This window comes from Streptomyces sp. NPDC005494, from assembly GCF_042872025.1.
Classification (GTDB): Bacteria; Actinomycetota; Actinomycetes; order Streptomycetales; family Streptomycetaceae; genus Streptomyces.
Genome location: NZ_JBIAJR010000003.1, coordinates 133,910 through 160,747, shown reverse-complemented (window position 1 = coordinate 160,747; position 26,838 = coordinate 133,910). Strand labels below are relative to the sequence as shown.

Genomic DNA, 26,838 nt, shown 5'->3' with positions numbered 1-26,838 from the left:
GACGGAGGTCCCGGGACCGCTCCGCCGCGCGGTGACAGCACCGGTCAGGCGTCCAGCAGGGCGGCGGCGGTGAACAGCTCCACCCCGACCGTGATGGCTTCCTCGTCCACGTCGAAGTTGCCCCGGTGCAGGTCGAGGCCGCGTGTGTCACCCAGCGGGCGTACGCCCAGCCTGGCCATGGCCCCGGGGATCTTCTCCAGGTACCAGGAGAAGTCCTCCCCTCCGAGACTCTGCTCGGTGTCCTCGATCGCATACGATCCGCGGCGGATGGTCATCGCGGCGTCGAGCAGGCCGATCGTCTCGGCCTCGTTCACCACGGGCGGCACGCCCCGTACGTAGTCGATCACGGTCTTGGCCCGGTACATTCCGGCCACTTCGTCGATCGCCGCGTGCACCAGGTCGGGCGCCTGTCGCCAGCTCTCCAGGTCGAGGCAGCGGACCGTCCCGGACAGCTCCGCGTGCTGCGGGATGACGTTGGGCGCGTGTCCCGTCTGGAGCCGCCCCCAGGTGACCGCGAGCCCGGCCCGGGCGTCGACACGCCGGGCGAGAAGCGCGGGCACGTCGGTGGCGACGCGTGCGGCCGCCGTGACCAGGTCGGTGGTGAGGTGGGGGCGGGCGGTGTGCCCGCCGGGGCCGTCGAGGGAGATCTCCACCCGGTCGCAGGCCGAGGTGATGGGGCCGATCCGCAGGCCGATCTTCCCGACGTCCACCTTGGGGTCGCAGTGCACCCCGATGATCCGCCCGACGCCTTCCACCACCCCGGCCGCGACGGCGTCGGCGGCCCCGCCGGGCAGGACCTCCTCGGCGGGCTGGAACAGCAGCCGGACGGGGCGTGGCAGCAGCCCCTGCCGGTCGAGCTCGCTGAGCACGAGGCCGGCACCCAGGACGCACACGGTGTGGACGTCGTGCCCGCAGGCGTGCGCCCGGTCGGGCACGGTGGACCGGTAGGAGACGCCCGCCTTGGTGTCCGGGATGGGCAGTGCGTCGATGTCCCCGCGCAGCGCCAGCATCGGCGTCACGCCGTCCCACTCCCCCACGTCACAGATGAGTCCCGTGCCGCCGGGCAGGACCTCCGGCTCCAGCCCCGCCTTCTCCAGCCTGGCCTTGATGGCGGCGGTGGTGCGGAACTCCTGGTTGCCGAGCTCGGGGTGCATGTGCAGATCACGGCGGAAGGCGATGAGCTCGGCACGCAGATCGTCGGTCAGGGTGCCGGGCATGGCAGCCTCGGCGTGGGGCGCGCGGGACTTCAACAGGTTCACCCAGTCAAGGGTAGGCCCCTGCCACCCGCAACTGGCCACAGATCAACAAAAGTTCAGCCGCACAGACGAACAAAAGATGGCGTCGCGGCGTGTGACGGGCGTTCCGGGTGGGTAAACTCCGCCGCTTGCCGACGGGCCGCGAGGCTCCGGTCAGTCCTTCCGCGCGTCCCAGGGGGTGCCGATCCAGCCGTCGAAGGTCGGGATCAAGGCCGTGAGGGCGGCTCCGAGCCGCCAGTCCAGCTCCGGCGCGTACAGCCGCACCGTGTTGCCGGAGGACTTGAACTCCAGCGGCACCTTCCCCCCGGAGCGCCACTTGATGCTGCGGGGGCCGCGCGGGAAGTCCCCGCCCCCGCCGCCTCCGCCGAACACGAGGGCCACGAGCATGATCGGCAGGAAGAGGGTGCAGGGCCACCACACGCACCACCAGAAGAGCCGGCCCTTGTATCCCACCGCGTCGGCGCCACCGGCGGGGGACACGGTCCAGCGCGTGCGCAGCCCCCGGCTGAACGCCTTGTCCCGCGTGATCACCCCGAGCTGTTCGCCCTGCCCGCCGAGCACCTGGAACTGCGCCCGTCCCCCGCTCGCGGAGACGGTCACCAGGGTGGCGGCCCGCGCGTGGCGGTGCTCGTCCGTCCACAGGGCGAAGGAGCGGGCGCCGCTCTTCCGTGCCGCGAGATAGACGGGTACGCCGCCGGGCGGCAGCTCGCGTTCCACGTGAGCGACCGGCCGGGAACTGCCCGGCCCGTCGGAGAAGTCGATGCGGCAGTCCATGTCGCCGCCGGGGGCTGTCCTCAGCTTCCCCAGCGTCCGCAGGCTCAGAGTGCTGGGCACCGGGCAGACTCCTTCACGTCCGGGACGATCGGTCACCGGGCAATCTACGGTAACCGGTTGACGACCGCCGGGGTGTGTCCCATCCATGCCGGGTTGTCTCCGGGACCCCGCCCGGGAGCCTCCGGGCAAGGCGGCGGATTCCCGGGCAGGGCGCCTCCCGGGGGCTCCGGGGCACGAAGCTTCTCCCCGGGGCTCCGGGACGTGGAACCCCTCCCGGACTCCCGGACGTGGAGCCCCTCCCGGACTCCCGGCCGTGACGCCCTCCGAGGCCCGAGGGCGTCCGGGTCAGGACACGAGGGTCTGCTCCTCCAGTTCCGTCAGCTTCACCGTGCACAGGCCGCCCCGCTCCGCCCGGACGCCCGTGACCTTGAGCTGGGTACCCGGGGCGAGGATGTACTCCTCCTCGCCGGTGAAGGCGGAGAAGCTGCGGATGCCCACCGCCCGGGCGGGGGTGACCTCGAACATCGTCCGCTTGCCGCGGCTGCCGAGGAACGCGCGGGCCACGCTGCGTTCGGACGTGCACGAGGACACGCCCCACCACGTCACCGTGCGGCCCAGCGGGTACTGCGCGCGAAGATCCAGCGACACTCCGCGCCACAGCGGCTGCGTGTGGGCGGGAAGCCCCGAAACCGCCGAGAACAGCAGCCGCAGGTACGGGAGATAGGGGACCACCTTCGTCCGGTCCGGGGAGCGCAGGACGGCGTTGATCTCGCGGTAGAACGCGGACTCGCAGGTGTACAGGTAGAGCGCGGCGATGGCGTCGGCGGACAGCTCGCCCCCGGCCTCGTCCGCGCGCCTCTTGCCGAATTCGCGCGACCGCTCGACATGCCTGCCGATGCCGGCCAGCAGCGAGGCGACCGGGCTGACGGCGTCCTGGAAGTCCAGGAGCGGGGTGTCGAACACGCCGGTGATCGCGGGCAGGACGAGACCCTCGTCCTTGACCCCGGCCAGACGGTCCAGATACAGCTGGTGCAGTTCCATGGTCGACGCGATGAACGCGCCCATGCGTGCCGAGACGTCGTCGCCGGTGCCCTCGGCCCCCTCGTCGGCCGTGTTCCACCCCTTGCTGGGCAGCCAGTCGACCTCGTCGGCGCCCAGCGACGCGAGTGCGGCGTTGACCGTGCCGAAGTGCTCCCCGTCGCAGAAGATGTCGCCCTGTGCCGCGGGGTTGGGGTGGTCGATGTGCCGGACCTCCACGCCCGGGTACTTCTTCTGGAGGCGGGTCACGACGGTCTTGAGGCTGCGCGCGTGCGCACCCCACCAGGCGAAGACGACGTAACGGTCCTCCTCGCCGGCGTTCTGCTTGGCCTTGAGGATCTCCTCGACGATGCGCTCGACGGCAGGGCGCCAGAACTTGGTGTGCCGGTCCGTCGCCATCGCCCCGTCACTGCTGGCGGTCAGTGCCGCGTTCAGCAGGAGGACGCCCTGCGTCAGCATGGCCTGGAACCACTCCGGCGGCTGTACGGTGTCCTGTTCCTTCAGCAGCGCCCGCACATCGGCGATCGGGGTCTTCTTGGGTATGCCGTACTTCCACATCGCCGCGGCCTTGATGATGCAGCGGATGCTGACGACCCTGCCGAACTGGCTGTCCTTCCAGTCGTGGAAGGTGTTGTCGAACATGGCGATGCCCGTCGCGCTCTCCGGGCGCGGATAGGGGTTCTGGCCGAAGACGACGACCTTCCACTTGTGCGGCGGATTGGGCTTGAGCGCCTGGAAGGTCAGTTCCCGCACGGGTACGACCCCCGGCCCGCGGTCCGGGCCGATGAAGTCGGGGGCGTCCGGGTGCGCCTCGATGACCGGCTTCAGCAGCGGGAGCCACGGCTCGCCGCCGCCCTTGAAGAGCTCGGCGAGGGCGAGCGGGTCGTCGGGGCCGGGCTGGGCGGGGGTGCTGGCATCGCTCATGGTGGAGGCGCTCCGCGGTGTCGATCCGTGCTGGGGGCAAGGTCATCGGCGAGCCGGCGTCCTACGCATCGGTCCCGCATGTGACGAGTTATATCCCCGGCCACTGACATCCGGCGGCCGGTGCCGCCCGCCGCCCCGGTCAGGCCGCGGGCGGCCCTCGCGGACCGCCTGATGTGGCATCAACTTCGCACGTCGGAGGCGTTGTCAGTGGGCGCCGGTAGCGTTCGGAGCAGTGGAGAGACCACCTGCCGATCGGAGTGAATGATGACCGCGAGCCGTGTGCAGTCGCCGCCTGTCCGGGTGGTTCTGACCGACGTCAACACGGACGTCGTGGAGGCGTGGCGGGCGGCGTTCGCCGACGAGCCCGGGATCGAGATCCGCAAGGGCTCGATCCTCGACGAGAAGGTCGACGCCTGGGTCAATCCGACCAATGCGCGGGGCAGGATGGACGGCGGGGTGGACGCCGTGGTCAAGCGGCACCTGGGCGCCGGCATCCAGCTGCGGGTGCAGCGGGCGATCCGCGACGGTTTCGCGGGGAACCTGCCCGTGGGCAGCGCCGTGTGCGTCCCTTCGGGAGCCGACGTGCCCAAGTTCCTCATACCGACGCCGACGATGGAGGGGTCCTCGCAGAACGTGAGCGCGACCCTGAACGTGGCACTGGCGTGCGCGGCCGCCTTCCAGGCGGTCCACCAGCAGAACAGGAAGGAGCCCGGCAGCATCACGTCGGTGGCTCTGGTCGGCATGGGCGCCCGCACCGGCCGTGTGCCGGCGCGGGTCTGCGCCAACCTGATGTGGTCGGGCTGGACCCTGTTCAACGACCACCGCTTCGAGGACTACGACGAGCTCCGCAGCACGATCGTCGCGCAGCTCGACGACCTGGAGTCCGCGCCCCCCGCCCAGCGGGTCCGGATCGACCCCGCCAGGCGCGGTTCACGCAGCCGCTGACACTCCCGGTCGGCACGTCCGCCCGGCCCGAGGGCTCACCGCGGCTCCTTCCAGGGGTCCGGCGACGGCCGCAGGCCGAAGGGGCGGTCCAGCCGCGCTTGGGCCGCCTTGAGCTCCTTGACGCCCTCGTCGAAGGTGAGCCATCCCAGCGCCGCCCGGTCGGGGTCGTCGGACGAGTCGGGCACGCCGACCCGCCGCGACCCTTCGAGGACGGCGTTGGCACCGTCCTCCAGTTTGTCGAGGGCCCTCGACCATGCGGTCTGGGTCTTGGCGTCGGGGATCGTCCCGGGCAGCCCGGCCTTCTCGACGGCATCGAGCAGTGGCCCGAAGTCCAGGCTGACCAAGCTCAGTTCATCGGGGCTGCGGGCCGCCTCGACCGTTCTGACCGCACCGATCAGGTCGACCATCGCCGTCTCGCCACCGGCGGTGTACCAGTTGGTGACGAGCTCGGCGGTCTGCGCGGCGGTGAGAGGCTTGGGAGTGGCGGTCGGCGTCGGGGACGGGGACGGGGTCGCGACCGGTGTGGCGGCGGCAGACGTCGGCTCGGCGGTCGGCCCGTCCTGGTCACCGCCTCCCGTGCAGCCGGCGACCAGCGCGCCGGTGACGACGGTGAGCAGCGCGGCGCGGACGCGTAAGGGGAGGTTCATCACAGGCTCCTGGTGATCGGCTCGTCGAGTGGCGGGCCCGGGGAAGACTCTCCGGGGCCATCGACGACACCGTCCTGACTGCTCATCAACTCCTGTGCTCAAACCCATGGTTGCCCCCAGAAACGGCACCGCCGCCCGGTCCTTCGAAGAGGTGCGCGCGGCCGGCCCCGTACGCCCTGTCCGCGTCCGCCGGACACGGCCGCCTCACCGGCGCCAGGCCGAGGCGGTACGTCCCACCGGCGGCCGAGTCCACATCAGCGGGCCGCTCATGAGCGGGTCGGCCACCCGGGTCGGTCACCCCGGTCGGTCACCCGGGAGCCCGTCTCACGCCTCCGTCACCGCGGTGGCCCGCCACGGGGCGAGCCGATGCACGTCGCGCGCTGTCTCCGTGACCCCGCTCAGGAAGCCCTGGGCACGCGGGGACGCCGTGTCCCGCAGCCACTCGGGCGCTATGTCGCACACCGCGACCTTCACACCCGTGCCCGCCAGGGCCAGCGGCAGGGTGTGGACCACGGTGGAGGGGAAGCTCAGCACCGTGTGACCGATGGGGCCTCTGCGGGCGATGAGCTCCAGCGGGAGGTCTGGGCGGACGATCTCCAGGCCGGTGGCGGCTTCCAGGGCGTGGAGCTTTTCCGCGGACTCCCTGCGGTGGGCGAAGTACCGCGTCGCCCCGTGGGTGCGCGCCAGGGACGTGACGGCCTCCTCGTACGGGGCCGGGTCGACCACGCCCGTCTCCACCAGGGACGTGCCGACCAGGTCGGCGCCCTTGGTGATGAGGGGCGGGCCGAAGCGTTCCCGGGTCCAGGCGAAGGTGTTCGCCGTCACCTCGATGTCGGAGGGCGCCTCCACCGGCATCGCCGTGAAGACCTCCACCGAGCGGGTCGCCGACGGGGTGAAGCTGCGGCGGGCCGCGGAGGTGACGGGGGCCAGCAGCAGCTCGCGCGGGCCCCTGTTCCCCCGGCGGTGCCAGCGCACGAGGCGTTCACCCCGCGCCAGCTGGGCGACGAACTCCATGGTGGCCGTGCCGTCGTCGACGACGGTGATCCGCCGGGTGCGGACCAGGGTGAGCAGCAGTTGCACGTACCGGGAGAAGGGGTCCCCGATGACGATGCGGTCGGCCTTGCGGATCAGGCCGGTGAGTGCCCGCAGGGCCTTCAGGGGCGCGCCGGTCTCCCCGCGCGCCTCCTGCCAGCGGACGGTGATGCCCTCGTCGCGGGCCAGCTCCGCCATCCTGCGCAGCTGTCCGCGCGACATCGGGTCGACCGGGGGGAGGACGACGACCGTCGTGTCGTCTCCTCCCCGGATGTGGGTCCACTCCAGGACGTTCAGGAGCTGGACCGGGCTCTCGACGAAGGCGAGGTTCACCGGTCGGCCCGTCAGACCGCGACCGGCTCGGCGGCCGGCGCGTTCTCGCTCTCGGCGACGACGCCCGCGACCCGGCGCAGCTTCTTCATCGGGCCGAGCTCCGACTCGTACACCTTCTTGACGCCGTCACCGAGCGAGGCCTCGATGGTGCGGATGTCGCGCACGAGACGCGTGAGTCCCTGCGGCTCGACGGAGGCGGCCTGGTCGGAGCCCCACATGGCGCGGTCGAGGGTGATGTGACGCTCGACGAACGTCGCGCCGAGCGCGACGGCGGCGAGGGTCGTCTGGAGACCGGTCTCGTGGCCGCTGTAGCCGATCGGGACGTTCGGGTACTCCTGCTGGAGGGTGTTGATGACCCGCAGGTTGAGCTCCTCGGCCTTCGCCGGGTACGTCGAGGTGGCGTGGCAGAGCAGGATGTTGTCGCTGCCCAGGACCTCGACCGCGTGACGGATCTGCTTCGGGGTCGACATGCCGGTGGAGAGGATGACCGTGCGGCCGGTGGCGCGGAGCGCGCGCAGCAGCTCGTCGTCGGTCAGGGAGGCGGAGGCGACCTTGTGCGCGGGCACGTCGAACTTCTCCAGGAAGGCGACGGCCTCGGTGTCCCACGGGGAGGCGAACCAGTCGATGCCGCGCTTGGCGCAGTGCTCGGCGATCGCGGTGTACTCGTCCTCGCCGAACTCGACGCGGTGGCGGTAGTCGATGTACGTCATCCGGCCCCAGGGGGTGTCGCGCTCGATGTCCCACTGGTCGCGCGGGGTGCAGATCTCCGGGGTGCGCTTCTGGAACTTCACGGCGTCGCAGCCGGCTTCGGCGGCCACGTCGATGAGCGCGAGGGCGTTGTCGAGGTCGCCGTTGTGGTTGATGCCGATCTCGCCGGTGACGTAGACGGGCCGGCCGGGTCCGGCGGTGCGGGTGCCGAAGGTGCGCAGGCGGGAGGTGTTGCTCATGGTGGTGCTTCCTTACGTGGTGGGGGTGTCAGGGGTTTCGGTGGTGAGGGTGGGGCCCAGCAGCCAGGCCGCGATCTCGCGGACGGCACCGAAGCCACCGGGTGTTGTGGTCACGGCGCGCGCGGCGGCGCGCACCGAGTCGTGGGCGCTCGCCACGGCGACGGGCCAGCCCGCCAGGCCGAAGCAGGCCAGGTCGTTGACGTCGTTGCCGACGTAGAGCACGCGGTCGGGAGCGAGGGACTGCTCCTCGCACCACTGCTTGAGCGCCAGGTCCTTGCGGTCGATGCCGTGCAGGACCGGGACCTGGAGTTTGCGGGCGCGGGCGGCGACGACCGGGTTCTGTTCCGTGGAGAGGATCAGGACCGGCAGGCCGGCCCGGCGCAGGGCGGCGATGCCGAGTCCGTCGCCCCGGTGCACGGCGACGGTCTCGCGTCCGTCGGAGTCGACGTGGACGCGGTCGTCGGTCTGGGTGCCGTCGAAGTCGAGGACCACGGCGTCGACGTCCGCGCGCGTGGGCAGCGGGGAGGGGTCCAGGAGCGGCGCGAGGAGGCGGGCGCGGGCGAGCTCGTGCGGGTCGTCGATCTCCAGGACCCGGGCGGGGTCGGTGTGCACGAGCGCGGTGTGCCCGAAGAAGCGGTGGCGGTGGGTGCGGAAGCCGGCGACGTCCATGGCGTACGCGGCGCCGGTCTCCAGATAGTCCTGGGGGCGGTCCTGGCGGCGGGGGCGTACGGCCTTGTCGTGGTTGACGCCGTAGGTGCCGTCCTCGACCGCGCTGCCGTCACGCCACACGAAGCCGTGGAAGGGGGCGACGGTGACGGCGGTGTCGGCACCCTCGCGGGCGACCGCGGTGGCGACGCCGTCGATGTCCTCCCGGGTGACGAAGGGGCTCGTGCACTGGACCAGAAGCACCACGTCGGCCGTCCGGCCGTGGCCCATCGCCTCGTACGCGTCCAGGGCGTGCAGGACCGCCGCCTCGCTGGTCGCCGTGTCGCCGGCGATGGCCGCGGGGCGCTGGACGCAGTGCAGCCGGGAGGACTCCCCCAGCGCCTCGCCCGTGGCGCGGGCCGCCTCCGCGATCGCCGCGTCGTCGGTGGTGACGACGACGTCCGTCACCTCGGGTGAGGCGAGGCAGGCACGGACCGCGCGGCCGACGAGCGGTACGCCACCGACCTGGGCGAGGTTCTTGGCGGGTACGCCCTTGGATCCGCCGCGGGCGGGGATCACGGCGAGCACGGTGGGTGGCGGGGTCATGGTTGCTCCTGAATCGGTGGTCACAGCTCGCCCATCCGCCGGATCACGGGGGCGACCCGCTGTACGCCGTGGCGGTAGGCGCCGCGCGCCGCGTTGCGCACGGTTTCGCGCACCGCGCCCCGGACCCGGCCCGTCTCCTTGGGGGTGACGGCGCCCGGCAGGGGCCGGCCGTCCGGGCCCAGGTGGTAGCGGGCGAGGATGCCGGGGAGGTATCCGGGCGCGGTGGCCGGCGTGTAGTAGGGGGCGGGGCGGGGCAGCGGTCCTGCGGCGAGCAGCGCGCCGACCCGGGCGCGGGCGGTGTCGTAGGCCGCCCCGTAGGTCCCGTCGGCGGCGACGCCCTGTCCCGCGAGCCATTCCTCGTCGGGCTCCGGGCGCAGGCCCCCGTCGAGGTGGTCCCAGGACGTGATCAGCCCGGAGCCGACGAAGTGGTGGTTGCCGAGGGTCTCGCGGACGCCGAGGTCGGAGAGGATCGCCGTCGGGATGCGCCGGTGCAGTGACTCCAGGGCGGCGGTCGAGGACACGGTGACCAGCAGGTCGGTGCGGTCCAGGACCTCGCCCATGTGCCCGTACACCAGACGGAAGTTGGGGGGAAGCCCGCCGGGCAGCCGCTCGGCGAGGCGCTGGTAGGGCAGCTCCTCGATGTGTGTGGTGTGCTCGCCCGGCTTGGAGCGCAGCTTCAGCAGCACTTCGCGTCCGGGGTGCAGCCGGGCGTGCTCGACGAGCCTGCGCAGCAGGTAGGTGCGGTCGGCGCGGGAGGCCGGCACGGAGGGCTGTGCGGCGAACACCACGGTGTCGCGCCCTTCCTGTGCCCGGTGGGGCTCCCCGCCGAGGAACGGCAGGGCGGCCTCGGTGACGGACGAGGCGTCGGCGCCGACCCCTTCGTACACCGCGCGGAAACGCGAGGCGTCGTGGCGGGAGTTGGCGAGGACGACGTCCGCGCCGTGGCGCAGCAGGAGGCCGTCGGCGAGCTTCTCGTAGACGACGCCCACGTAGCCCGTGACGACGACGGGCCTGCGGGGCAGGTCGAGTGCGGCCAGTCCGTGCAGCATGGCCTGGACGGCGCCTCCGACGAGGGCCAGCACCACGACGTCGTACTCCTCGTCCCGCACCGTGTGCAGGAATTCGGCCGTGGTCACCTCGCGTACCCGGCCCGTGTCGACGCCGACCTCGCCCACCTCGGCGAGCTGCCTCGGCGTGGGGGTGGCCCGGCCGCGCAGCAGCAACCCGCTGATCTCCACGGGGCGGTCCGCCGCTCCGGCCTCCGGGCCACCGGCGAGGCGGCGCGCGGTGAGCGCGCCCCATTTCCACCGGGTGTCGGAGTCGGCGAGCACGGCTATACGGAGGGCCGCGCTGTCGGCTGCTGGGGTGACGGCCGGGGCGGCCAGGTCATCGGTACGAGGGGGCACGTCGTAAAAGCTAGGAAGCCATTCCGATCCGCGGCCCAACGCGGTGGCAACAGATGGTTAACAGCCGGTCGACGCTTGGGTACCCGGCCCCCTGGCAGGGTGAATCGGCCCCGAATGCATGCGGGTTCACTTTTCGGCCGCGCGTCGTTCACTTTCCGTACGCGCGGGGGACAAGGCAAATGCCGGGGCCGCCCCTAACGTGAAAGGCGTGGTCAAGCTCTCCGTCATCGTGCCGTTCTTCAACGTCCAGGCCTACGCGTCCGACACCCTCAGAAGCCTGCGGGCCAACACCCGCGAGGACTTCGAGTTCATCCTCGTCGACGACTGCTCGACCGACGGAACGGCCGGTCTCCTGCGCCGGGCCGAGGAGGACGTGCCGGGGGCGGTCGTACTCCGGCACGAGAGCAACGCCGGTCTGGCGACGGCCCGCAACACGGGCCTGGACGCGGCCCGCGGCGAGTACATCGGCTTCCTGGACGGAGACGACTGGGTCGCCCCCAACCACTACGCCCGCCTCCTCGCGCGGACCGAGGAACTGGGCTGTGAGTTCGTGCGTACGGACCACGTCCAGGTCACCGGCACGGCCCGTACGGTGCGCCGCGTCCCGCACGGTCCGCGCGGGGTGGTCAGCGCCCCCCGGGACGCGATCCTGCCCGCCGCCCGGACGACGTCGGTGGACTACGCGTTCGCCTGGGCCGGGCTCTACCACCGCGGTCTGCTGGACGAAGGGCTGCTGCATTTCACGGACGGTCTGCGCACCGCCGAGGACCGGCCCTGGATCTGGCGGCTGCACCGGCAGGCGAAATCCTTCGCCGTGCTCGGAAATCTGAGCCATTTCTACCGGAGAGGAGTCGCGTCCTCCCTCACCCAGATCGGCGACGAGCGCCAGCTGGATTTCATTCGCGCCTATGACCAGGTGCTTTCCGAAACAGCCGCCGACCGTGACGCGGACACACTTCTGCCGAAAGCGGTGCGGACGTACTGCGCCGTCATCGCCCATCACGTCGGGGCCGTGGGCAAATTCGAACCGCAGGTGGCCCGTACTCTCCGATCACTCGGTTCGGCAGCGCTCAGAAGCATGCCGCAGGCCGTCCTGAACGAGGTCCTGGACACCATGGACACCGAGCGGGCGACCGTGCTGCGCAGGCTGCGGCGCCGCCCCGCCGGCATCAAGGAGACGACTGCCGCGTGACCGTCCAGATCTTCGCCGCCTCCAGCACACACGGAACGGCCGTACTCGCCGCGGCCGTCGACTCCGGCTGCTTCGCCGACTCGCCCCGCCGCGTCCTGCTGCTCTGCGACACCACGGCCGTCCCGGAGGCGGCGCCCCCGGCCACCACGCTGCCCGGGTTCGAGGCACTGCGCTCCCGCTTCGACGAGGTGCTCTCGTGGAACGACGCCGTCTCTCCCCTGCACCCGGCGGCCTGGGCCCCTCGCCCCGACGACGTACCCCTGTGGGAGCGCCATCTGCGCCGCGCCTGGGGCCTCGGGGACGAGGAGGTCGAGCTGGTGCTGGAGTCCCCGCACGTCTCCCCCGCCCAGGCCCTCGCCCAGATCTTCACCGGCGGTCCGGTCACGGTGTACGCGGAGGGGCTGACCGGATACGGCCCGACCGGCGGCAAGATCAGCCCGCTGATCGGCACCCGCGTCCGGCAGTTGCTCCACCCGGACCTTCTTCCCGGCCTGGAGCCGCTGCTGCTCGCCGAGTACGACGTACCCTCGCGGCCGCTGCCCACCGCGTCCCTGCTGAAGGTGTACGGCGAACTGGCCGAGGCCGCGCCCCGGTTCTCCTCTCCCGAGGGCGCCGCTCTGCTGCTCCTCCCCGAGCCCGGAGCGCTCCCCGCAGCCGACGAGGCGGAACTCGGGCTGCGGATGGTGCGCGGCGCGGTGGCCCTCGGCCACACGCGTCTCGTCCTCCAGCCGCACCCTCGCACACCCGCGTCCTCCGCCGGGGCGCTGCGGGCGGAGGCGGCACACCTCGGTGCCGGACTCACCGTGCCGGCCTCCGAGGTGCCCGGCGCCCCGGTCCCGGCCGAGGTCCTCTTCGAGCGGCTGCGGCCCGCACTCGTCGTGGGCTGTTCGTCGACCGCGCTGCTCACCGCTTCGGTGTTCTACGGCCTGCCCGTGGCCAGGACCGGAACCGGCACGCTCCTGGAGCGGCTCGCCCCGTACGAGAACCCCGCCAGGATCCCGGTGACGGTCATCGACGCGCTGCTGCCCGACCTGGCCGACGCCGCCGCCGTGCGGGAGCAGTCGCCTCCGGGACGGGAGACGGTGGCCGGGGCACTCGGCGGTCTGCTGGAGGCCGTCGGCTTCGCGATGCGCCCGCGCGTGCGCCCGGACCTCCGCCCGGCCGCCGAGCGCTATCTCTCCACCCGGCTCGACGCGGGGACCTGGCGCTACTTCAAGCGCCGCCGCCTGGGCTCGCTCGCCCTTCCCGGCGCCGTACCCAACCGCCTGGTCCTCCTCCGCCGCAACGCGACCCTGCGGCGGATGGCCCGCCGTGCCCGCGCCCTCGCGCGCCGCTGACGGCGGTGCGGGCCCCGCGCACGCGGGGCTCAGCCCAGCAGGCGCGTCAGGCCCAGGCGGGTCCACAGGAGAGCGGCGGCGAAGGAGAGGGCCGTGGTGGCGGCGGTGACGGCGACCACCAGCACCGCCGCCGTCAGCAGGCCGGGACCGGCGTCGACCAGGAGATCGGCGAGCACGCCCAGGACCAGGACGTGGATCATGTACGCCCCGAACGAGGCGCCCGCCAGCCGGCTCAGCGCGGGGCGCAGGCGCTCGGGGACCCGCACCCGGTGCAGGGAGAACAGAACCCCCGCGCTGAACAGGGCCACCAGGACGCTCGCGTACGGGATCGCGTAGTGCACCCCGTGCTGGTACGCGACGATCGCGGCCAGCGCCCCGCACGCCGGGAGCACCCACCACAGCCCACGCCTGCCGAACGCCCCCTCGGGCAGCGCGAGCAGCAGGGCACCCAGTACCGCGTAGATCAGCTGGTACGGGCCGAAGCCCCAGCCGAAGCGCGGCAGGTCCAGGCCGGTGACCTGGGACAGGTCGCCGAAGAGGGAGGGAGCCGCCCCGAGGGCGAGGAGGGCGACGCCGAGGCCCCAGGGGCGCTTGCCCGACTTCACCAGGGCGGCGAAGGCGAGGAGCATGATCACGGGGATGTAGGCGTACAGGTACCAGAGGTGGTAGGCCGGGCGGACCGAGGCGAACAGCGCGTCGAGCGCCAGCTCGCCGGCCGGGTGGCCATTGGTGCCGCGCAGTCTCCCCCAGGCCAGGTAGAGCGCGGTCCACACCCCGAGCGGGACCACGATCCGCACGATCCGCTGCCACAGCTGCCGGCCGTCGCGGACCGGGGCGCCCACGAGGACGACCCATCCGGCGATCGCGAAGAACAGCGGTACGGCGAAGCGGCCCGCCGAGTCCGCCACCAGACCGGCCCAGTAGGTACCGGGTCCGCCGGAGGCCTCGCGGCCCGCCGTGTTCACGAACGCCGAACCCGTGTGGCAGAGGATCACGCCGACCGAGCAGAGCAGCCGGACCAGATCGATGTCGTGACGGTGTTCACGGCGCGGGCGGGCGTCGGGGCCGGTCTGCGGGGAGAGGGAGGGGGCGGGCGCGCCCGCCGGGGAGACAGAGGAAGACATGGTCATCGAAGGCTATGAACGCGCGGGTGCGGGGTGAACTCCGGTCAGGTGAACAGTCACTTCGCCCGGGTGTCGGGCAGGTGAAGGCCGCGTGCCGGCTCGGCGGGCCGGGGGCCCGGGACGTGCGGGACGGGACGGCCGGAGAAGGGGTCGGGCAGTCCGAAGAGGCTCTGCAGCTCACCGAGGTTGGCGCGGGTGACCGACCAGAGGTGCTCCTGCCTGCCGTGCACGTCGGCAACGGCTGCCGGGTGGTGGTCCAGCACCTGGGCCGCGCGCTCGGCGAGGCGGGCGCCCAGGGACCGGTCGTGGACGGAGAGGCCCCACTCGGGCCGCTCGATGTCGGAGAGGAAGTAGGCGAGCTTGGGGTGCGAGACCAGGCTGATGATCGGCGTACCGCAGCCGAAGGGGATCATCCCGGCGTGGCCGCGCATGCCGATGACGAGGCGGGTACGCCGGTAGAGCTCGCGGATCCGGTCGTTGGAGAACAGGTACAGCGGCTCCACCGGGAGCGTGATTCCGTGCTCCCTGCGCAGGTCGTGGACGAACTTCTCGTCGGCCGGCATGTGGGCCGCGTAACGGACCTCGGCGCGCTCGCCGATGGCGCGTACGGCGGCGGCGGTCTCGCCCAGGAAGTGGCCGTAGTCGTGGCCGAAGCGCAGACCCGCACGGTCGTAGGCGCAGTTGACCAGCACGGTGTCGTCCCGCTGCTCCGCGCCCGCCGGGCCGTCGGGCCCGGGGTCGAGGTGGCGTGCCACGGTCGTGGGGCAGGGCTGGTAGCGCACCCGGTCGCGCAGTCCGTCCGGCAGGAGCTCCCTGACCCGCTCGACGGAGCCCTGGTTGCGCAGACCGAAGAAGGCCGACTTCTCGACCAGGGCGCGCAGGCTCGCCGCGAAGCGCTCGCGGCGGTAGCGCTGGCCGTCGAAGACGTTGTACCCGACCGCGAAGACGGCGAGCGGTGCGGTGATCCGGGCGAGGACGGCGTCGGGGATGTTCCACTGCCAGCCGCTGTTGCCGTTGGGCGCGGTGTCCGGGAGGAAGAGCCCGCCCCCGCCGACGACGATGCCGCGCCGGGCGTTCAGCTCCTCCAGGCCCGGCTCGTCGACCAGTCGGTGCACGGACCGCTCGTACCAGCGGGCCGGCCCGGTGTCGGGGCCGAAGCACATCCGCACCGCCTCCGGCAGCACCTTGTCGCCCGCGTTCTCCTGCCCGTCCGCGAACAGGGCGATGTGGGCCAGCTGTTCACCCGGGACCGCCTGGTCACCGGACGGGCCAGGGACCGGGCCGGAGCGGGTACGGACGTACCAGGCATGGCAGTTGGCGTCGGTGGGGTCGGCGTCGAGGCCGTCCAGGGCGTAGCCGCGCGCGTCCTCGGTCCGGCCGAGCAGCCAGGCGAGACGGGCGAGCTGGCCGTAGGCGCGGGCGGCGAAGTCCGGGGACACGGTGGCCAGGAGCAGGTGCGTCTCGGCCTCCTCGTAGCGGGAGAGCGCCATCAGGCTCGTGCCCAGCGTCTCGTGGCAGCGCGGCAGGTCGGGCCGGCCCGCCACGACGGGGGTCAGCAGGGCGACGGCCTCGTCATGACGTCCCTGCTGTCGGTGCACCTCGGCGACCTGCCGCACAAGATCCACCGGCGTACGCCCCCCGTCGGGGAACGGCAGAGCGCAGTGCAGGAGCAGTTCCGGGTGCTTGGGGCCGGGCAGGGCGCAGTAGGCGGCTCGGAATGCCTCGTCGTCCAGTTCGTACCGCTCACGCGCCGCGCGCGCCGGAGCGGAGGAGGCGGAGGGCAGAGGTGCAGCGCCGTGTCCCTCGGTGCTTCCGGCCGCGCCGAAGCGCAGGACGACGGTGCTGTCGGGGACCGGGGTGTCGTCGTACAGGTGCCCTGCCGGGACGTCGTACCGGGAGGCGAGCGGCACGAGGAGCCCTTCGTCCCTCAGGGCCCGGCCGACCGCCGCTTCGTCACCCCGCGCCGCCGCGCCGAGGACGGGGGCCGTCACGTCCCGGAGCTGGATCACGGCGAGTCCGCCGTACGGCACGTCCGGGCTGCCGGAGGGGACGACGGCGACGCCCGTGCGCAGGGCCAGCAGCGGTGCGAGCGGGCCGAGGACGACCGTGCCGGGGGCGAGAGCGACGACGGTGTCGTAGCCGGTCAGGCGGAAGACGTCGAGCGGGGCCCCGGCGGGTCGCGGGACGAGACGGGGGTGCAGCCGGCGGGCGGCGTCGAACGCGGAGTCGGGCAGTCCGGGGTGCAGGACGAGGAAGTCCTCGCAGACGGCCGGATCGCTGAGGGCGAGGCTCCGCAGCAGCACCAGGAGGCCGGTCATCCGGTCCTCGTCGGTGTACGCGGCGAACGCGATCCGCCGCTTGCCGGTGACGGCGCGCCGGTCGTCGGCGGCCTCGGGGGCGGCCGGTGCGTCCACGGCGGCCCGGTCGCCGGCGGCCTCGGGGGCGGGCTCTCCGGGGTGGGCGGGCCCGGCCGGTCTGTCTGCGGTGGGTTCGGCGGGGGTGTTCATCTCAGCGCGGTCCTCATCTCGGTCTCGTCCTCGTGTCTCGCGTGGGCCGCGACCCATTCGCGCTCGCGCGGCAGCAGTTGCCCCGGCAGTCCGAAACCGATGAGGTCGAGCCGTCCTGCCGTGTCCAGGAAGTCGAGCAGCCGGAGCACCGTGAACGCGGTGCTGGTCCGTGTCCCCCAGCCGTCCTCGCCGAGCAGCGCCGGATCGTCCAGGGGATGTCTCAGGGAGGCGTCCCCGACGTGGTCCTGGGCACCCGCGGCCAGCCGGGTACGCAGGGCGCGGCGCCAGTGCGCGAGTGTGTCGCCGAAGACGATCCGGGCCTCCGCCCGGTCGTTCCAGGCGGGGCCGGTCCACGGGGCGCCGCCGCGCAGGGTGACGGCGTGCAGGCCGGTGCGCGGGGCGCCCGCGGGGATGCCGTCGCAGCGGACCACCAGGTCGTATCCGCCGATCAGCTCGGCGAGTCCGCTGCCGGGGGCCCGCTCCTCCTCGGCGACCCGGGGCGCGCCCGCGACCAGGACCACGGAGCGTCCGGCGACGAGGCGGCGCAGCGCGGGCACCCCGAGCGGCTCCGCGCCGCCGAGCAGCGGGTCCGCGGTCCTGTCCCGGTCCAGCAGGCGCCGGTAGGCGGCGTACAGCGTGTTGAGGCGGCGGACGGCGGGATCGGACATACCGCCGGACCCGGCGGTCCGTTGCCGTACGACCTCGGCGAATTCGGTGCGCGCCTCGGCGGCGGGAGCGTCGCGCAGGGCGCGCAGACGGGTGCCGTCCTCGCCGGGGACCAGCCCCGCGGCCTCCTCCAGGAAGCCCTGGAGTTCCTTGAGCGTGGCGATCCTGCGCACGATGTCCTGCGCGGACGACGGATTCTGCTGGAGCGTCAGGTGGCGCTCGTACGCCTCGACGGCCTCGTCCCTCCGGCCGAGGGCGTCCAGGGCGCGCCCGCGCAACCGCCACGCGCCCTTGGACCTGGGCCGCAGCCCGGTCGCCTCCACGGCGATGTCCAGGGCGAGGCGGGTCTCGGTCTCGCCGCCCGGCTCCAGGGCACACAGGCCGGTCCTCAGCAGCGCGTCGAACAGGCTGTCCGCGTCGGTGCCGCAGGCCGTCGTGAGGCCGCCGATGGCGGCGACCAGCCGGGTCCGGCGTGCGTCGCTCATGGGGCCGCCCGCGGCGAGGCCGGCGAGGTAGTCACCGCACAGGCGCAGGGCGGCGGGCGCGGTCTGCACCGTGGCGTCCTGTCCCGTTCTGGCCCGTACTGCCTTGAGCAGCCCCGTGAAGGTCTGGCTCATGCTCGTTCCGCCGTTCTGTGATCAGTGGCCGACCGGGGCGCGCGCCCCGGCCCCGGGGTCAGAGGCCCAGGCTGGTGCGGGTGCGTCGTACGGTGCGGCGCAGCCGGATCGCCGCTCCCCGCGGGCCGCCGCCGGGAAGCGTGAGCTTCTGCAGCCGGCGGCGCTTGAAGTAGTGCTGTGTACCGGCGCCGAGGTGTTCCCGCAGCCAGGACTCGGCCTCGGCGCGCAGCGTGGGGTGGAGGCCGGCCTGCATGCAGTAGCCGACGGTCCTGACCAGCGGCGCGAGGGTGTCGGGTGCCGTGGACGGCAGGGGCGGGACGGGCTCGCCCGCGTGCTCGTCCAGGTCGGGCACGAGGTGGTCGACGATCGTCAGCGGGATGCGGTTGCTGTTCTCGTACGGGGTGATGCGGTCCAGGACGAGTCCGGTGCCGACGCGGGCGACGGGGATGCCGTAGTACACCGCGGCGGTGAACATGGCGGTCGAGAAGCAGCCGACGACGAGGGTGGGCGCGCAGCGCTCAAAGAGGGTCTCGGCGAGCAGCGGGCTGTTCAGCGTGGTCAGCCGCACCCCCAGCTCGGCGGCGGCGTCGTCCAGGGCCTTGGAGTAGCCGGCCGGCGCGGTGGGGTGCGGCTTGAAGAGCACCGAGGTGTGGCCCGCCCGCACCGCGCCGCGCAGCATGCGGACGTGCAGGTCCTCCTCCTCCTCGGCGGTGAGGATGTTCAGGGCCGCGAGGTACTGCCCGAGCAGGACGGCGGTGGGCGCCTCGGCGTCGAGCGCCGCGAGCTGCCGGTCGCCGTCGGCGGATCCCGCGATCTCGCCGAGCACCTTGCGGAAGGCGTCGCTCGGCACGAGCTCGGGCTCGACTCCGAACTCCGCCAGGAGGAGCGGCCGCAGTCCTGGTACGAGGTCGAGGTGGAGCACCCGTTGGACGCGGCAGGCGATGGAGCGCGGCACCTTGTTGCGGGTCGGGCCGTAGCTCATCAGGCCGTCCGCGTAGACGTGCACGGCGCTCTCGGCGAAGATCGCGGCGAGTGCGCGGGCGGGGTTGACCTGGATGGACTCGACGGCGAGCTCGACGGGCCCGGTGGGGTCGATGCCCCAGGCGAGGCGGAAGGCGCGCTGCCAGAGCTCGGTCTCCTCGGCGCGCGGCCCCCAACCGCTCGGGTGGTGCGGGCTGATGGCCTCGTTCCAGTCGACGACGGAGTCGAAGCGGGCGGCGATGCCGCCGTAGCCGCGCATCTCCTCCAGCCGGAGGGCGGTCTCGGGGACCGCGGCGTTGTTGGAGACGAGCAGGACGCGGTGGCTGTCCTGCCCCGGTCCGAACTGCCCGGCGTCGAGGGCCGCGGCGAGCGTGGCCGCCCCGTACAGGGTCGATACCTGGAAGATCTGGGTGCGTCGCGTGGGCATGGGTCAGGCGGCCTTCTGCTTGTCACGCAGGCGGTTGAGCAGGGTGCTGCGCTTGGCGTCCATCATCGTCAGGGTGTGGTCGAGCACCTGCTGCGGCATGCGGTGCAGCGCGGCGGCCGACTCGTGGCGCAGGCGCCGGAAGGTGGCGGGCTCGTACACGTCCGCCTTCTCGTTGTGGAAGGCGATCATCGCGCAGTAGGTACGGACCGCCTTGGGGAGGAGGATCTCCGCGTCCCGGTCCTCTCGGATCTCGTCCAGCAGCGCGTCGTAGGCGGGGAAGAAGTCCAGCTGGCGGGAGTCCTTGATCTGGGTCAGGGAGGTCGTGACCCCGCGCCGGTAGAAGATGCCGTACAGGTTGAGCGCCGCGCAGGTGCGGGCCCGCAGGTGCAGCTGCCAGATCCACAGCCGGTCCTCGGCGGTGCGCAGCCGGGTGGTGAAGCGGTGGCCGCCGTCGTCGAAGAGCCGCCGGTGGTAGACGCCCGCCCAGACGAAGGGGTAGTCGACCATCGTCTCCCACTCGGGCGAGGCGATGCCCTCCCGCGGGTCCAGGACGGTCTCACGGAGCGGCGCGGGCGCGCGCTTCACGACCCGGCTCGTCCCGGTGACCTGGACGTGGTCGGTGCGGGCGAAGTCGCAGTCCAGCTCGGCGGCGGCGTGCAGCAGCCGGCCCAGGTGGCCGGGGGCGTACCAGTCGTCGCCGTCCAGGAAGGTGACGAAGTCACCGCGGGCCGCGTCGATGCCGCTGTTGCGGGCCGCCGCGATGCCGAGGTTCTTCTCGTGCCGGATGACCTCGGCGTTCGGGAGTCTGTCGGCCCAGCGGTCGATGACGGCCGGTGTGTCGTCCGTGGAGCAGTCGTCCACCAGCAGGAACTCGATGTCAGGGCCGGTGTTGCGGGCGAGACTGCCCAGCGTCGTGTCGGCGAAGGCGCCGACATTGTGGAACGGAACGACAACGGACAGTTTCGGCACGCGGGCCCTCACCTTCGATCATGGTCCGCACACGCTAGTGAGGGGGAGGAAGGAGCGGGTGTCGCCCGGCCCGACGAACGGTGAACTCTGGGCGTCCCCGGGGTGACTCCCGCCGTGCGGGCCTCCCGCCGGCGGGCTCGCCTCGTACGCCGACTGGGCGGGCCTTGACCTCGACTTCGCTTGAGGTCCTACCGTCCGGGCCATGGACTACTCACATGACGACGCAGGACTGGCACGGCAGCCCATCGGCTACTGGAGCTGGGCCGCCCACGATGCGACCGTGACCCACATCCGGGCCGCGCTGGCCGAACACGGCCTGACCCAGCCGCCCTGGTGGGTGCTGAACCAGCTCACCGAGGCGGACGAGCACGGCCGTCCGCGCGCCGAGGTGGTCGCGATGCTCAGCGGCTATCTGGGCGTCGGCGATTCCCTGGAGCCCGAGATCGACTCCCTCGTCGCCCGGGGCCTGATCACCGAGGACGCGAACACCAGGCTCCGGCTGACGCCCGAGGGGCACGCGCTGCGCGCCAGGGCCGTCGAGCGGGTCAGCAGGGCGAGCGCGGAGATCCACGCCGGAATCCCGGACGAGGAGTTCGTCGCCGCCCTCAAGGTCCTCCAGCGCATGATCCACAACGTGGGCGGCAAGGCCTGGCACCACTGAGCCCGGCACCCGGCACCCGGCACCCGGCAGTCGGCAGTCGGCAGTCGGCACCCGGCCGGAACGCTCAGACGCTGCTGAAGGACAGCTTCGCCGCGAAGCCGAGGAACAGCACGCCCGCCGCCGAAGTGGCCCCCGCCGACAGCCGCTTGCGGCGGCGGAACGCGGCGGCCAGCCGGGTGCCGCCGAAGATCAGCGTCGAGAGGTAGAGGAAGCTGCCGATCTGGAGCAGCGTGCCGAGCACCAGGAAGGAGAGCGCCGGATAGGCGTAACCGGGATCGACGAACTGCACGAAGAAGGAGATCAGGAACAGGATGGCCTTCGGGTTGAAGAGGCTCACCACGAGCGCCCGCCTGTAGGGGTGTTCCACCCCCTGTACGGGCTTCTCGCCCTCCTCCACCAGCTCCGCCGCACGCTGGTGCCGCTCGCGCCACGTCGAGACGGCCGCCCGCAGCATCCCTATGGCCATCCACGTCAGATAACCCGCCCCGGCGTACTTGACGACGGCGAACAGCAGCGGGGTCGTCTGGAGCAGCGAGGCGGCCCCCAGCGCGGACAGCGTCATCAGTACCGTGTCGCCGGTCCAGACACCCGCGGCGGCCACATAGCCGGTGCGCACCCCGCGCCGGGCGGCGACGGACAGCACGTACAGCGAATTCGGCCCCGGCAGCAGAATGATCAGCACCAGGCCGGCGAGATAGGTCGGAAGATCGGTGACACCCAGCATGAACGGAGTGTCGCACGCGGGTACGACACCCCGTCCGTGTGGTCCGCGATACGGAGGATCACCCCTCGCCGCCGCCCCTCGCCGTTCGGGAGCGGGCGGCGGCGAGGGATGGGCGCGGGTGTCCGGGAGCGGGGGTCGGCGAGGGACGGGCGCAGGCGTCGGCGAGGGCGCCGCCGAGGGACGGGCGGGCGTCGGCGAGGATGCCGGCACGGGACGGACGCCCGCCACGCACGGGCCGGCCGCTCAGAACGCGTCCGTCGGGACGTACGCCCCCCAGACCTCCCGCAGCGCGTTGCAGACCTCGCCCACCGTGGCCCGTGCCCTCAGCGCGTCCTTCATCGGGTAGAGCACGTTGGCCGTGCCCGCGTCGCTCTCCGCCGCCTTCCGCAGCTCCGCCAGCGCTGCGTCCACCGCCCCCTGGTCGCGCTCGGCCCGGAGCTTCGCGAGCCGGGCCGCCTGCTGGGCCTCGATCGCCGGGTCCACGCGGAGCGGCTCGTACGGCTCCTCCTCGTCGAGGCGGAAGCGGTTCACGCCGACCACGACGCGCTCGCCGCTGTCCGTCTCCTGGGCGATGCGATAGGCACTGCGCTCGATCTCCCCCTTCTGGAAGCCGCGTTCGATGGCGTCGACCGCGCCGCCCATGTCCTCGACCTTGAGCATCAGCTCCAGGGCGGCCGCCTCGACGTCGTCGGTCATCTTCTCGACGACGTACGAGCCTGCGAACGGGTCCACCGTCGCGGTCACGTCCGTCTCGTACGCCAGGACCTGCTGGGTGCGCAGGGCGAGGCGGGCCGACTTGTCCGTCGGCAGTGCGATCGCCTCGTCGAAGGAGTTGGTGTGCAGCGACTGCGTGCCGCCGAGCACCGCGCCGAGTCCCTGCACGGCCACCCTGACCAGGTTGACCTCGGGCTGCTGGGCGGTCAGCTGCACCCCGGCGGTCTGGGTGTGGAAGCGCAGCATCAGCGACTTGGGGTTCTTCGCGCCGAACTCCTCCCGCATCACCTTCGCCCAGATCCGGCGCGCGGCACGGAACTTGGCGACCTCCTCCAGGATCGTCGTACGGGCGACGAAGAAGAAGGAGAGCCTGGGGGCGAAGTCGTCGACGTCCATGCCCGCGGCGACGGCGGTACGCACGTACTCGATGCCGTCAGCGAGGGTGAACGCGATCTCCTGCGCGGGAGAGGCCCCCGCCTCGGCCATGTGGTAGCCGGAGATCGAGATGGTGTTCCACTTCGGGATCTCGGCCTTGCAGTACTTGAAGATGTCGGCGATCAGCCGCAGCGAGGGCTTCGGCGGGAAGATGTAGGTGCCCCGGGCGATGTACTCCTTGAGCACGTCGTTCTGGATGGTGCCGGTCAGCCGGTCGGCCGGAACTCCCTGCTCCTCCGCGACGAGTTGGTAGAGCAGGAGAAGCAGCGAGGCGGGGGCGTTGATCGTCATGGAGGTGGAGACCTGGTCCAGCGGGATGCCGTCGAACAGGACGCGCATGTCGTCGATCGAGTCGATCGCCACCCCGACCTTGCCCACCTCGCCGGAGGCGATCGGGGCGTCCGAGTCGTGTCCCATCTGGGTGGGCAGGTCGAAGGCGACGGACAGTCCCGTCGTGCCGTTGGCGATCAGCTGCTTGTAACGGGCGTTGGACTCCGTCGCGGTGCCGAATCCGGCGTACTGCCGCATCGTCCACGGCCGGCCCGTGTACATCGTGGGGTAGACACCGCGCGTGAAGGGGAACTCGCCCGGGCCGCCCAGCTTCTCCTCGGGCCGCCAGCCGTCGAGTGCTTCCGGCCCGTACACCGGCTCGATGGGCAGTCCCGACTCGGACTCACGCGTCATGTGCTGTGCCTCCCGCTCAAGCTACTTATCGGTAACAAGTCTCGCGACGGACTCTAGCGGCGACGCCACGACCTGCGAGGGGCCTTTGCTGGGACCTTGCTCACAGCCCGCGCCCGCGCATCCGGGCCCAGGTCCCCATCATGCTCAGGATTCGGCGACCGGGCAGGACGGGAATCCGTCTCAGAGGGCGTCCCGGTGGGACGTCCCGGTGACATGTGCGAGCGAGATGTCCGAGCGGGACCCCGCACGGAACCGCGTGCGGGAGCCCGGACGGAATGTCCGGGCCGCGTGGCGGCGACGGTGCGGGCCGAGGGCCAGGGGGCCGGGATGAGACACGTACGGACGTACAGCCTCGGGCGTGTACGGCGCGTTCCGAGGGCACTGGCCATCGGCGTGCTCGCGCTGGCCGGCCTGACCACGGGCTGCGAGCCCGGCGCCGTGGGCGTCACGCAACCCACGGCCGCGACTCCCGCGGCCACGCGCACGGCGGACGACTCCAAGCCGTCCGGCGGCCCGGCGAGCCCCTCGGCCACGCCGTCCCGGACGCCGAGCGCGCGGCCCTCGCCTCGGCCCGAGACCCTGATGTCCACGGGGGACCGGAGCCGGCAGGTGCGGGAGCTCCAGGCCCGGCTGCGCCAGATCGGCCACTTCGACCGCAGCCCCACGGGTTACTACGGCACCGCCACCGCCGCCTCCGTGACGTCGTTCCAGGGCAAGCGGGGCCTGCCCCGCACGGGCAGGACCGACACGGTGACCTGGCAACGGCTGCTCGCGATGACACGGAAGCCGACGGCGAAGGAGCTCGATCCGCCGGCCGCCGCACCCACGGCGAGCCCCGACGCCCGCTGCCTGACGGGCCGAGTCCTGTGCATCAGCAAGAACAGCCGCACGCTGTCCTGGATGATCGACGGCCGGGTCGTCTCGTCGATGGACGTTCGGTTCGGTTCGCAGTACACGCCCACCCGCGAGGGCACCTTCTCGGTGTACTGGAAGTCCCGCCACCACGTCTCGACCCTCTACGACTCCCCCATGCCGTACGCCATGTTCTTCAGCGGCGGCCAGGCGGTGCACTACTCGTCGGACTTCGCGGCCCGCGGTTACAGCGGCGCCTCGCACGGCTGCGTGAACGTACGGGACGAGGGAAAGATCGCCGCGCTGTTCGAGCAGGTGAAGAACGGCGACAAGGTCGTCGTCCACCAGTAGCGAGGCCGTCGGCCGACTCGACCGGATGAGGGGCGCGGACGGGACCGGGGGAACGTGTCCCGCCCGCGCCGGGGTGCGCTGAGCCGAAGGTACGGGGGGAACCCCGGCTCATTGCGCGGCCGATGACCAGTCGGCACTCACTACTGCGCCGGAGCGCCGAAGAACGTTACAGCGGCCACGTCTGCGCAGGTCAGAGGGGTACGGAGGAGAGCTGGAACGCCGAGTTCCGGGAGGAACCGTCCGTCGGCCGCACGGTCTCCCCACCCTTCCGGGCGCCGCCCTGCGTACCCCCGGAGGACAGCGTGCCGCCCACGGGCCGGGTGCCGCCGGCGGAGGGGGCGTCCTCCGGTGACCGCACGCTCTCCGGTGACTGCGTGCGGAAGATGACCGAGGGGAGCGTTCCGTTACCGCCGGCGCCCTCCCCCTTCTTCCCGCCGTTGCCCTCGTCGTCGTCCTGGCCGGGGCCGCCGTCGCCGCCGCTGTCCTCGCCGCGGTCGTCCCCGTCCAGGAGCCGGTCGCAGAAACGGTCCAGGTTGCGCTCGCCGTCGGCCAGTTCGAGGAGGCGGCGCTCGTCCTCCTCGCTCAGGGTGTCGTCGCGATAGCCACGGCAGGCCCGGACGGACCTCGCGTACACCTCGGCCGCCGACTCCCCGGGCCTCCGCCCGTCCGTGCCGTCCTGGGTGCCGCCGCCGGCCGTGCCGGTCTCCCGGTCCCGGTCGCGGCCCGGCGTACCGTCGCCGTCCTTCTCCTCTTCGTCGGCCGTACCGGCGTCCGCACCGCCGGACGTGTCCGAGGGCGCAGGAGAGGCGGACGCCCCGGGAGTGAGGGAGGGCGCGGCGGACGGCGCTCCGGCGTCGGGCAGCTCCGCGCCCAGTTCCTCGGGTGTCGCGGCGGCCGAGACCGAGACGGCGGGAGCGGCAGGGCCCTCGCCGCCGAACGGGGTGGGCAGGACGCCCGTGCCCCCGGCGAACGCCACCCCGCCGAGCGCACACCCGGCGAGCGAGACCGCGAGGCCGAAGCGCACCGGCCGGGTCCAGCGGGGGCGCCGCAACGGCACCTCGGGCGCGTTCCCGATGCGTACGGTGTGCGGCGCTTCCTGTCGTCCGACGGGTCCCGCCGCGCTCGCGGATCCGCTACGCTCCCCGCCACGGGACGCCTCACGGAAGGCGGCCAGCACGGCGGCCTCGCCTGGGAGTTCGGCACCGGAGGGTTCCGGCGTCCGCAGGGTGCGCAGTGCCGCGTCGAGTCGCCGGGCCTCGGCTCTCGCATGCTCGCCGACGGGCTCGACGGCATCGCCGCGGAGCAACATCTCCGCTGCGTCCGCGTCAAGCCACTGGTGCTGCTCGTCGGCCATCACATGTCCTTCTGCGTCCACGGACGCGAATGCGTCACACCGGCGGGCGCCACCGAGCCCTGCCGGCCGGGCCTCTGCGCGGGTACGGCGCCGAGCTCCTTGGCCGCCACCGGAAACTCGTCGTCCGGGCCGGGGTCGGCACCGAGCAGCTCCGCGAGCCGCTTCAGCCCGCGGTGGGCTGCGGTGCGTACGGCGCCGGGCCGCTTGCCGAGGGTCTGGGCCGCGGTCTTCGCGTCGAGCCCCACCACGACACGCAGCACGACGGCCTCGGCCTGGTCCTGGGGCAGCTGCGCGATGAACGACATGGCCCGTCCGGTGGCCATCGACTCCAGCGCCTCGCCCGCCGTGTCGGACTCCGCGGGCTCGCCGGCCAGTTCGCTCTCGTCCCCGCCGATCGCCGGGCGCCTGCCCCGCATGCGTATGTGGTCGAGGGACCGGTTGCGCGCTATCCGCGCCGCCCAGCCCCGGAAGCGGTCGGCGTCCCCGCTGAACCGGGCGAGGTCACGCGCTATCTGGAGCCAGGACTCGGAGGCCACGTCCTCGGCGTCCGGTTCACCGACCAGCGTCCGTATGTATCCCAGCAACCGCGGGTGCACAGCGCGGTACACAGTACGGAAGGCGTCCTCGTCCCCGTCCTGTGCCGCGAGCACCGCGGCGGTCAGCTCCGCGTCGTCCCCCAGCACTTCCTCA

The 26,838-nt window shown here is 72.7% G+C and carries 22 protein-coding genes; 5 read left to right on the top strand and 17 right to left on the bottom strand.

Annotation, left to right across the window (positions count from 1 at the left end):
- Positions 1-44: 44 nt before the first annotated feature.
- From ACFYQ6_RS10710 to ACFYQ6_RS10700, 3 genes are all read right to left on the bottom strand, one after another.
- Complete coding sequence (locus tag ACFYQ6_RS10710; protein WP_388762436.1) at positions 45-1,259, bottom strand: amidohydrolase; 1,215 nt, start codon at positions 1,257-1,259, stop codon at positions 45-47.
- Positions 1,260-1,409: 150 nt separating this feature from the next.
- Positions 1,410-2,090: a hypothetical protein gene (locus ACFYQ6_RS10705; RefSeq protein WP_361582346.1), complete on the bottom strand. Its 681-nt coding sequence runs from the start codon at positions 2,088-2,090 to the stop codon at positions 1,410-1,412.
- 285 nt (positions 2,091-2,375) lie between these two features.
- Entirely contained in the window at positions 2,376-3,992 is a 1,617-nt protein-coding gene (locus ACFYQ6_RS10700) for an ADP-ribosyltransferase domain-containing protein (protein WP_361582343.1), read from the bottom strand.
- Between the two features lie 264 nt (positions 3,993-4,256).
- Here ACFYQ6_RS10700 and ACFYQ6_RS10695 point away from each other — a divergent pair, with 264 nt between their 5' ends.
- The gene (locus tag ACFYQ6_RS10695) at positions 4,257-4,937 is read left to right on the top strand and encodes a macro domain-containing protein (protein ID WP_361582340.1); all 681 of its coding nucleotides are present in this window, start codon (positions 4,257-4,259) and stop codon (positions 4,935-4,937) included.
- Positions 4,938-4,972: 35 nt separating this feature from the next.
- On the opposite strand, the gene ACFYQ6_RS10690 is transcribed toward ACFYQ6_RS10695, so the two are convergent.
- The 5 genes from ACFYQ6_RS10690 to ACFYQ6_RS10670 all read right to left on the bottom strand — a co-directional run bounded on the left by ACFYQ6_RS10690 (position 4,973) and on the right by ACFYQ6_RS10670 (position 10,553).
- Positions 4,973-5,584, bottom strand: a complete 612-nt coding sequence (locus tag ACFYQ6_RS10690; RefSeq protein WP_361582336.1) for a hypothetical protein — start codon at positions 5,582-5,584, stop codon at positions 4,973-4,975.
- Between the two features lie 324 nt (positions 5,585-5,908).
- Positions 5,909-6,949 carry a hypothetical protein gene (locus tag ACFYQ6_RS10685; RefSeq protein WP_361582334.1) on the bottom strand — a complete coding sequence of 347 codons (1,041 nt, stop codon included), beginning with the start codon at positions 6,947-6,949 and terminating at the stop codon, positions 5,909-5,911.
- An 11-nt stretch (positions 6,950-6,960) separates the two neighbouring features.
- Complete coding sequence (locus ACFYQ6_RS10680) at positions 6,961-7,896, bottom strand: N-acetylneuraminate synthase family protein (protein ID WP_388762430.1); 936 nt, start codon at positions 7,894-7,896, stop codon at positions 6,961-6,963.
- 12 nt (positions 7,897-7,908) lie between these two features.
- On the bottom strand, positions 7,909-9,147 hold the full coding sequence (locus ACFYQ6_RS10675) for an acylneuraminate cytidylyltransferase (RefSeq protein ID WP_361582328.1): 1,239 nt from the start codon (positions 9,145-9,147) through the stop codon (positions 7,909-7,911).
- Between the two features lie 20 nt (positions 9,148-9,167).
- Positions 9,168-10,553 carry a DUF6716 putative glycosyltransferase gene (locus ACFYQ6_RS10670; RefSeq protein WP_361582325.1) on the bottom strand — a complete coding sequence of 462 codons (1,386 nt, stop codon included), beginning with the start codon at positions 10,551-10,553 and terminating at the stop codon, positions 9,168-9,170.
- A 208-nt stretch (positions 10,554-10,761) separates the two neighbouring features.
- Between ACFYQ6_RS10670 and ACFYQ6_RS10665 the strand changes: the two genes are divergently transcribed.
- Positions 10,762-11,745, top strand: a complete 984-nt coding sequence (locus tag ACFYQ6_RS10665) for a glycosyltransferase family 2 protein (RefSeq protein WP_361582322.1) — start codon at positions 10,762-10,764, stop codon at positions 11,743-11,745.
- Positions 11,742-13,082: a polysialyltransferase family glycosyltransferase gene (locus tag ACFYQ6_RS10660; RefSeq protein ID WP_361582319.1), complete on the top strand. Its 1,341-nt coding sequence runs from the start codon at positions 11,742-11,744 to the stop codon at positions 13,080-13,082. The genes ACFYQ6_RS10665 and ACFYQ6_RS10660 overlap by 4 nt, the downstream gene beginning before the upstream one ends.
- 29 nt (positions 13,083-13,111) lie before the next feature.
- Here ACFYQ6_RS10660 and ACFYQ6_RS10655 read toward each other — a convergent pair whose 3' ends face one another.
- The 5 genes from ACFYQ6_RS10655 to ACFYQ6_RS10635 are packed head-to-tail and all read right to left on the bottom strand — an operon-like array spanning position 13,112 to position 20,373.
- Entirely contained in the window at positions 13,112-14,212 is a 1,101-nt protein-coding gene (locus tag ACFYQ6_RS10655; protein ID WP_361582316.1) for an acyltransferase, read from the bottom strand.
- A gap of 50 nt (positions 14,213-14,262) precedes the next feature.
- Positions 14,263-16,713 (bottom strand): polysaccharide pyruvyl transferase family protein, encoded by a 2,451-nt coding sequence (locus ACFYQ6_RS10650; protein ID WP_361582313.1) that lies wholly within the window; start codon positions 16,711-16,713, stop codon positions 14,263-14,265.
- Positions 16,710-17,996: a tetratricopeptide repeat protein gene (locus ACFYQ6_RS10645; RefSeq protein ID WP_361582311.1), complete on the bottom strand. Its 1,287-nt coding sequence runs from the start codon at positions 17,994-17,996 to the stop codon at positions 16,710-16,712. The genes ACFYQ6_RS10650 and ACFYQ6_RS10645 overlap by 4 nt, the downstream gene beginning before the upstream one ends.
- 58 nt (positions 17,997-18,054) lie before the next feature.
- The gene (locus tag ACFYQ6_RS10640) at positions 18,055-19,404 is read right to left on the bottom strand and encodes a polysialyltransferase family glycosyltransferase (RefSeq protein WP_388762422.1); all 1,350 of its coding nucleotides are present in this window, start codon (positions 19,402-19,404) and stop codon (positions 18,055-18,057) included.
- Positions 19,405-19,407: 3 nt separating this feature from the next.
- Positions 19,408-20,373: a glycosyltransferase family 2 protein gene (locus ACFYQ6_RS10635; protein WP_361582306.1), complete on the bottom strand. Its 966-nt coding sequence runs from the start codon at positions 20,371-20,373 to the stop codon at positions 19,408-19,410.
- 202 nt (positions 20,374-20,575) lie between these two features.
- Here ACFYQ6_RS10635 and ACFYQ6_RS10630 point away from each other — a divergent pair, with 202 nt between their 5' ends.
- Positions 20,576-21,034 (top strand): MarR family winged helix-turn-helix transcriptional regulator, encoded by a 459-nt coding sequence (locus ACFYQ6_RS10630; protein ID WP_361582303.1) that lies wholly within the window; start codon positions 20,576-20,578, stop codon positions 21,032-21,034.
- Positions 21,035-21,098: 64 nt separating this feature from the next.
- Here ACFYQ6_RS10630 and leuE read toward each other — a convergent pair whose 3' ends face one another.
- The gene (gene leuE / locus ACFYQ6_RS10625; RefSeq protein WP_361582301.1) at positions 21,099-21,758 is read right to left on the bottom strand and encodes a leucine efflux protein LeuE; all 660 of its coding nucleotides are present in this window, start codon (positions 21,756-21,758) and stop codon (positions 21,099-21,101) included.
- A 243-nt stretch (positions 21,759-22,001) separates the two neighbouring features.
- Positions 22,002-23,591, bottom strand: a complete 1,590-nt coding sequence (locus ACFYQ6_RS10620) for a methylmalonyl-CoA mutase family protein (RefSeq protein ID WP_361582298.1) — start codon at positions 23,589-23,591, stop codon at positions 22,002-22,004.
- Positions 23,592-23,918: 327 nt separating this feature from the next.
- Here ACFYQ6_RS10620 and ACFYQ6_RS10615 point away from each other — a divergent pair, with 327 nt between their 5' ends.
- On the top strand, positions 23,919-24,794 hold the full coding sequence (locus ACFYQ6_RS10615) for a L,D-transpeptidase family protein (RefSeq protein WP_361582295.1): 876 nt from the start codon (positions 23,919-23,921) through the stop codon (positions 24,792-24,794).
- 190 nt (positions 24,795-24,984) lie between these two features.
- On the opposite strand, the gene ACFYQ6_RS10610 is transcribed toward ACFYQ6_RS10615, so the two are convergent.
- Positions 24,985-26,148: a hypothetical protein gene (locus ACFYQ6_RS10610; RefSeq protein ID WP_361582293.1), complete on the bottom strand. Its 1,164-nt coding sequence runs from the start codon at positions 26,146-26,148 to the stop codon at positions 24,985-24,987.
- A complete protein-coding gene (locus tag ACFYQ6_RS10605; protein WP_361582290.1) occupies positions 26,148-26,831 on the bottom strand; it encodes an RNA polymerase sigma factor in 684 nt (227 codons plus the stop codon). The genes ACFYQ6_RS10610 and ACFYQ6_RS10605 overlap by 1 nt, the downstream gene beginning before the upstream one ends.
- Between the last annotated feature and the right edge of the window lie 7 nt (positions 26,832-26,838).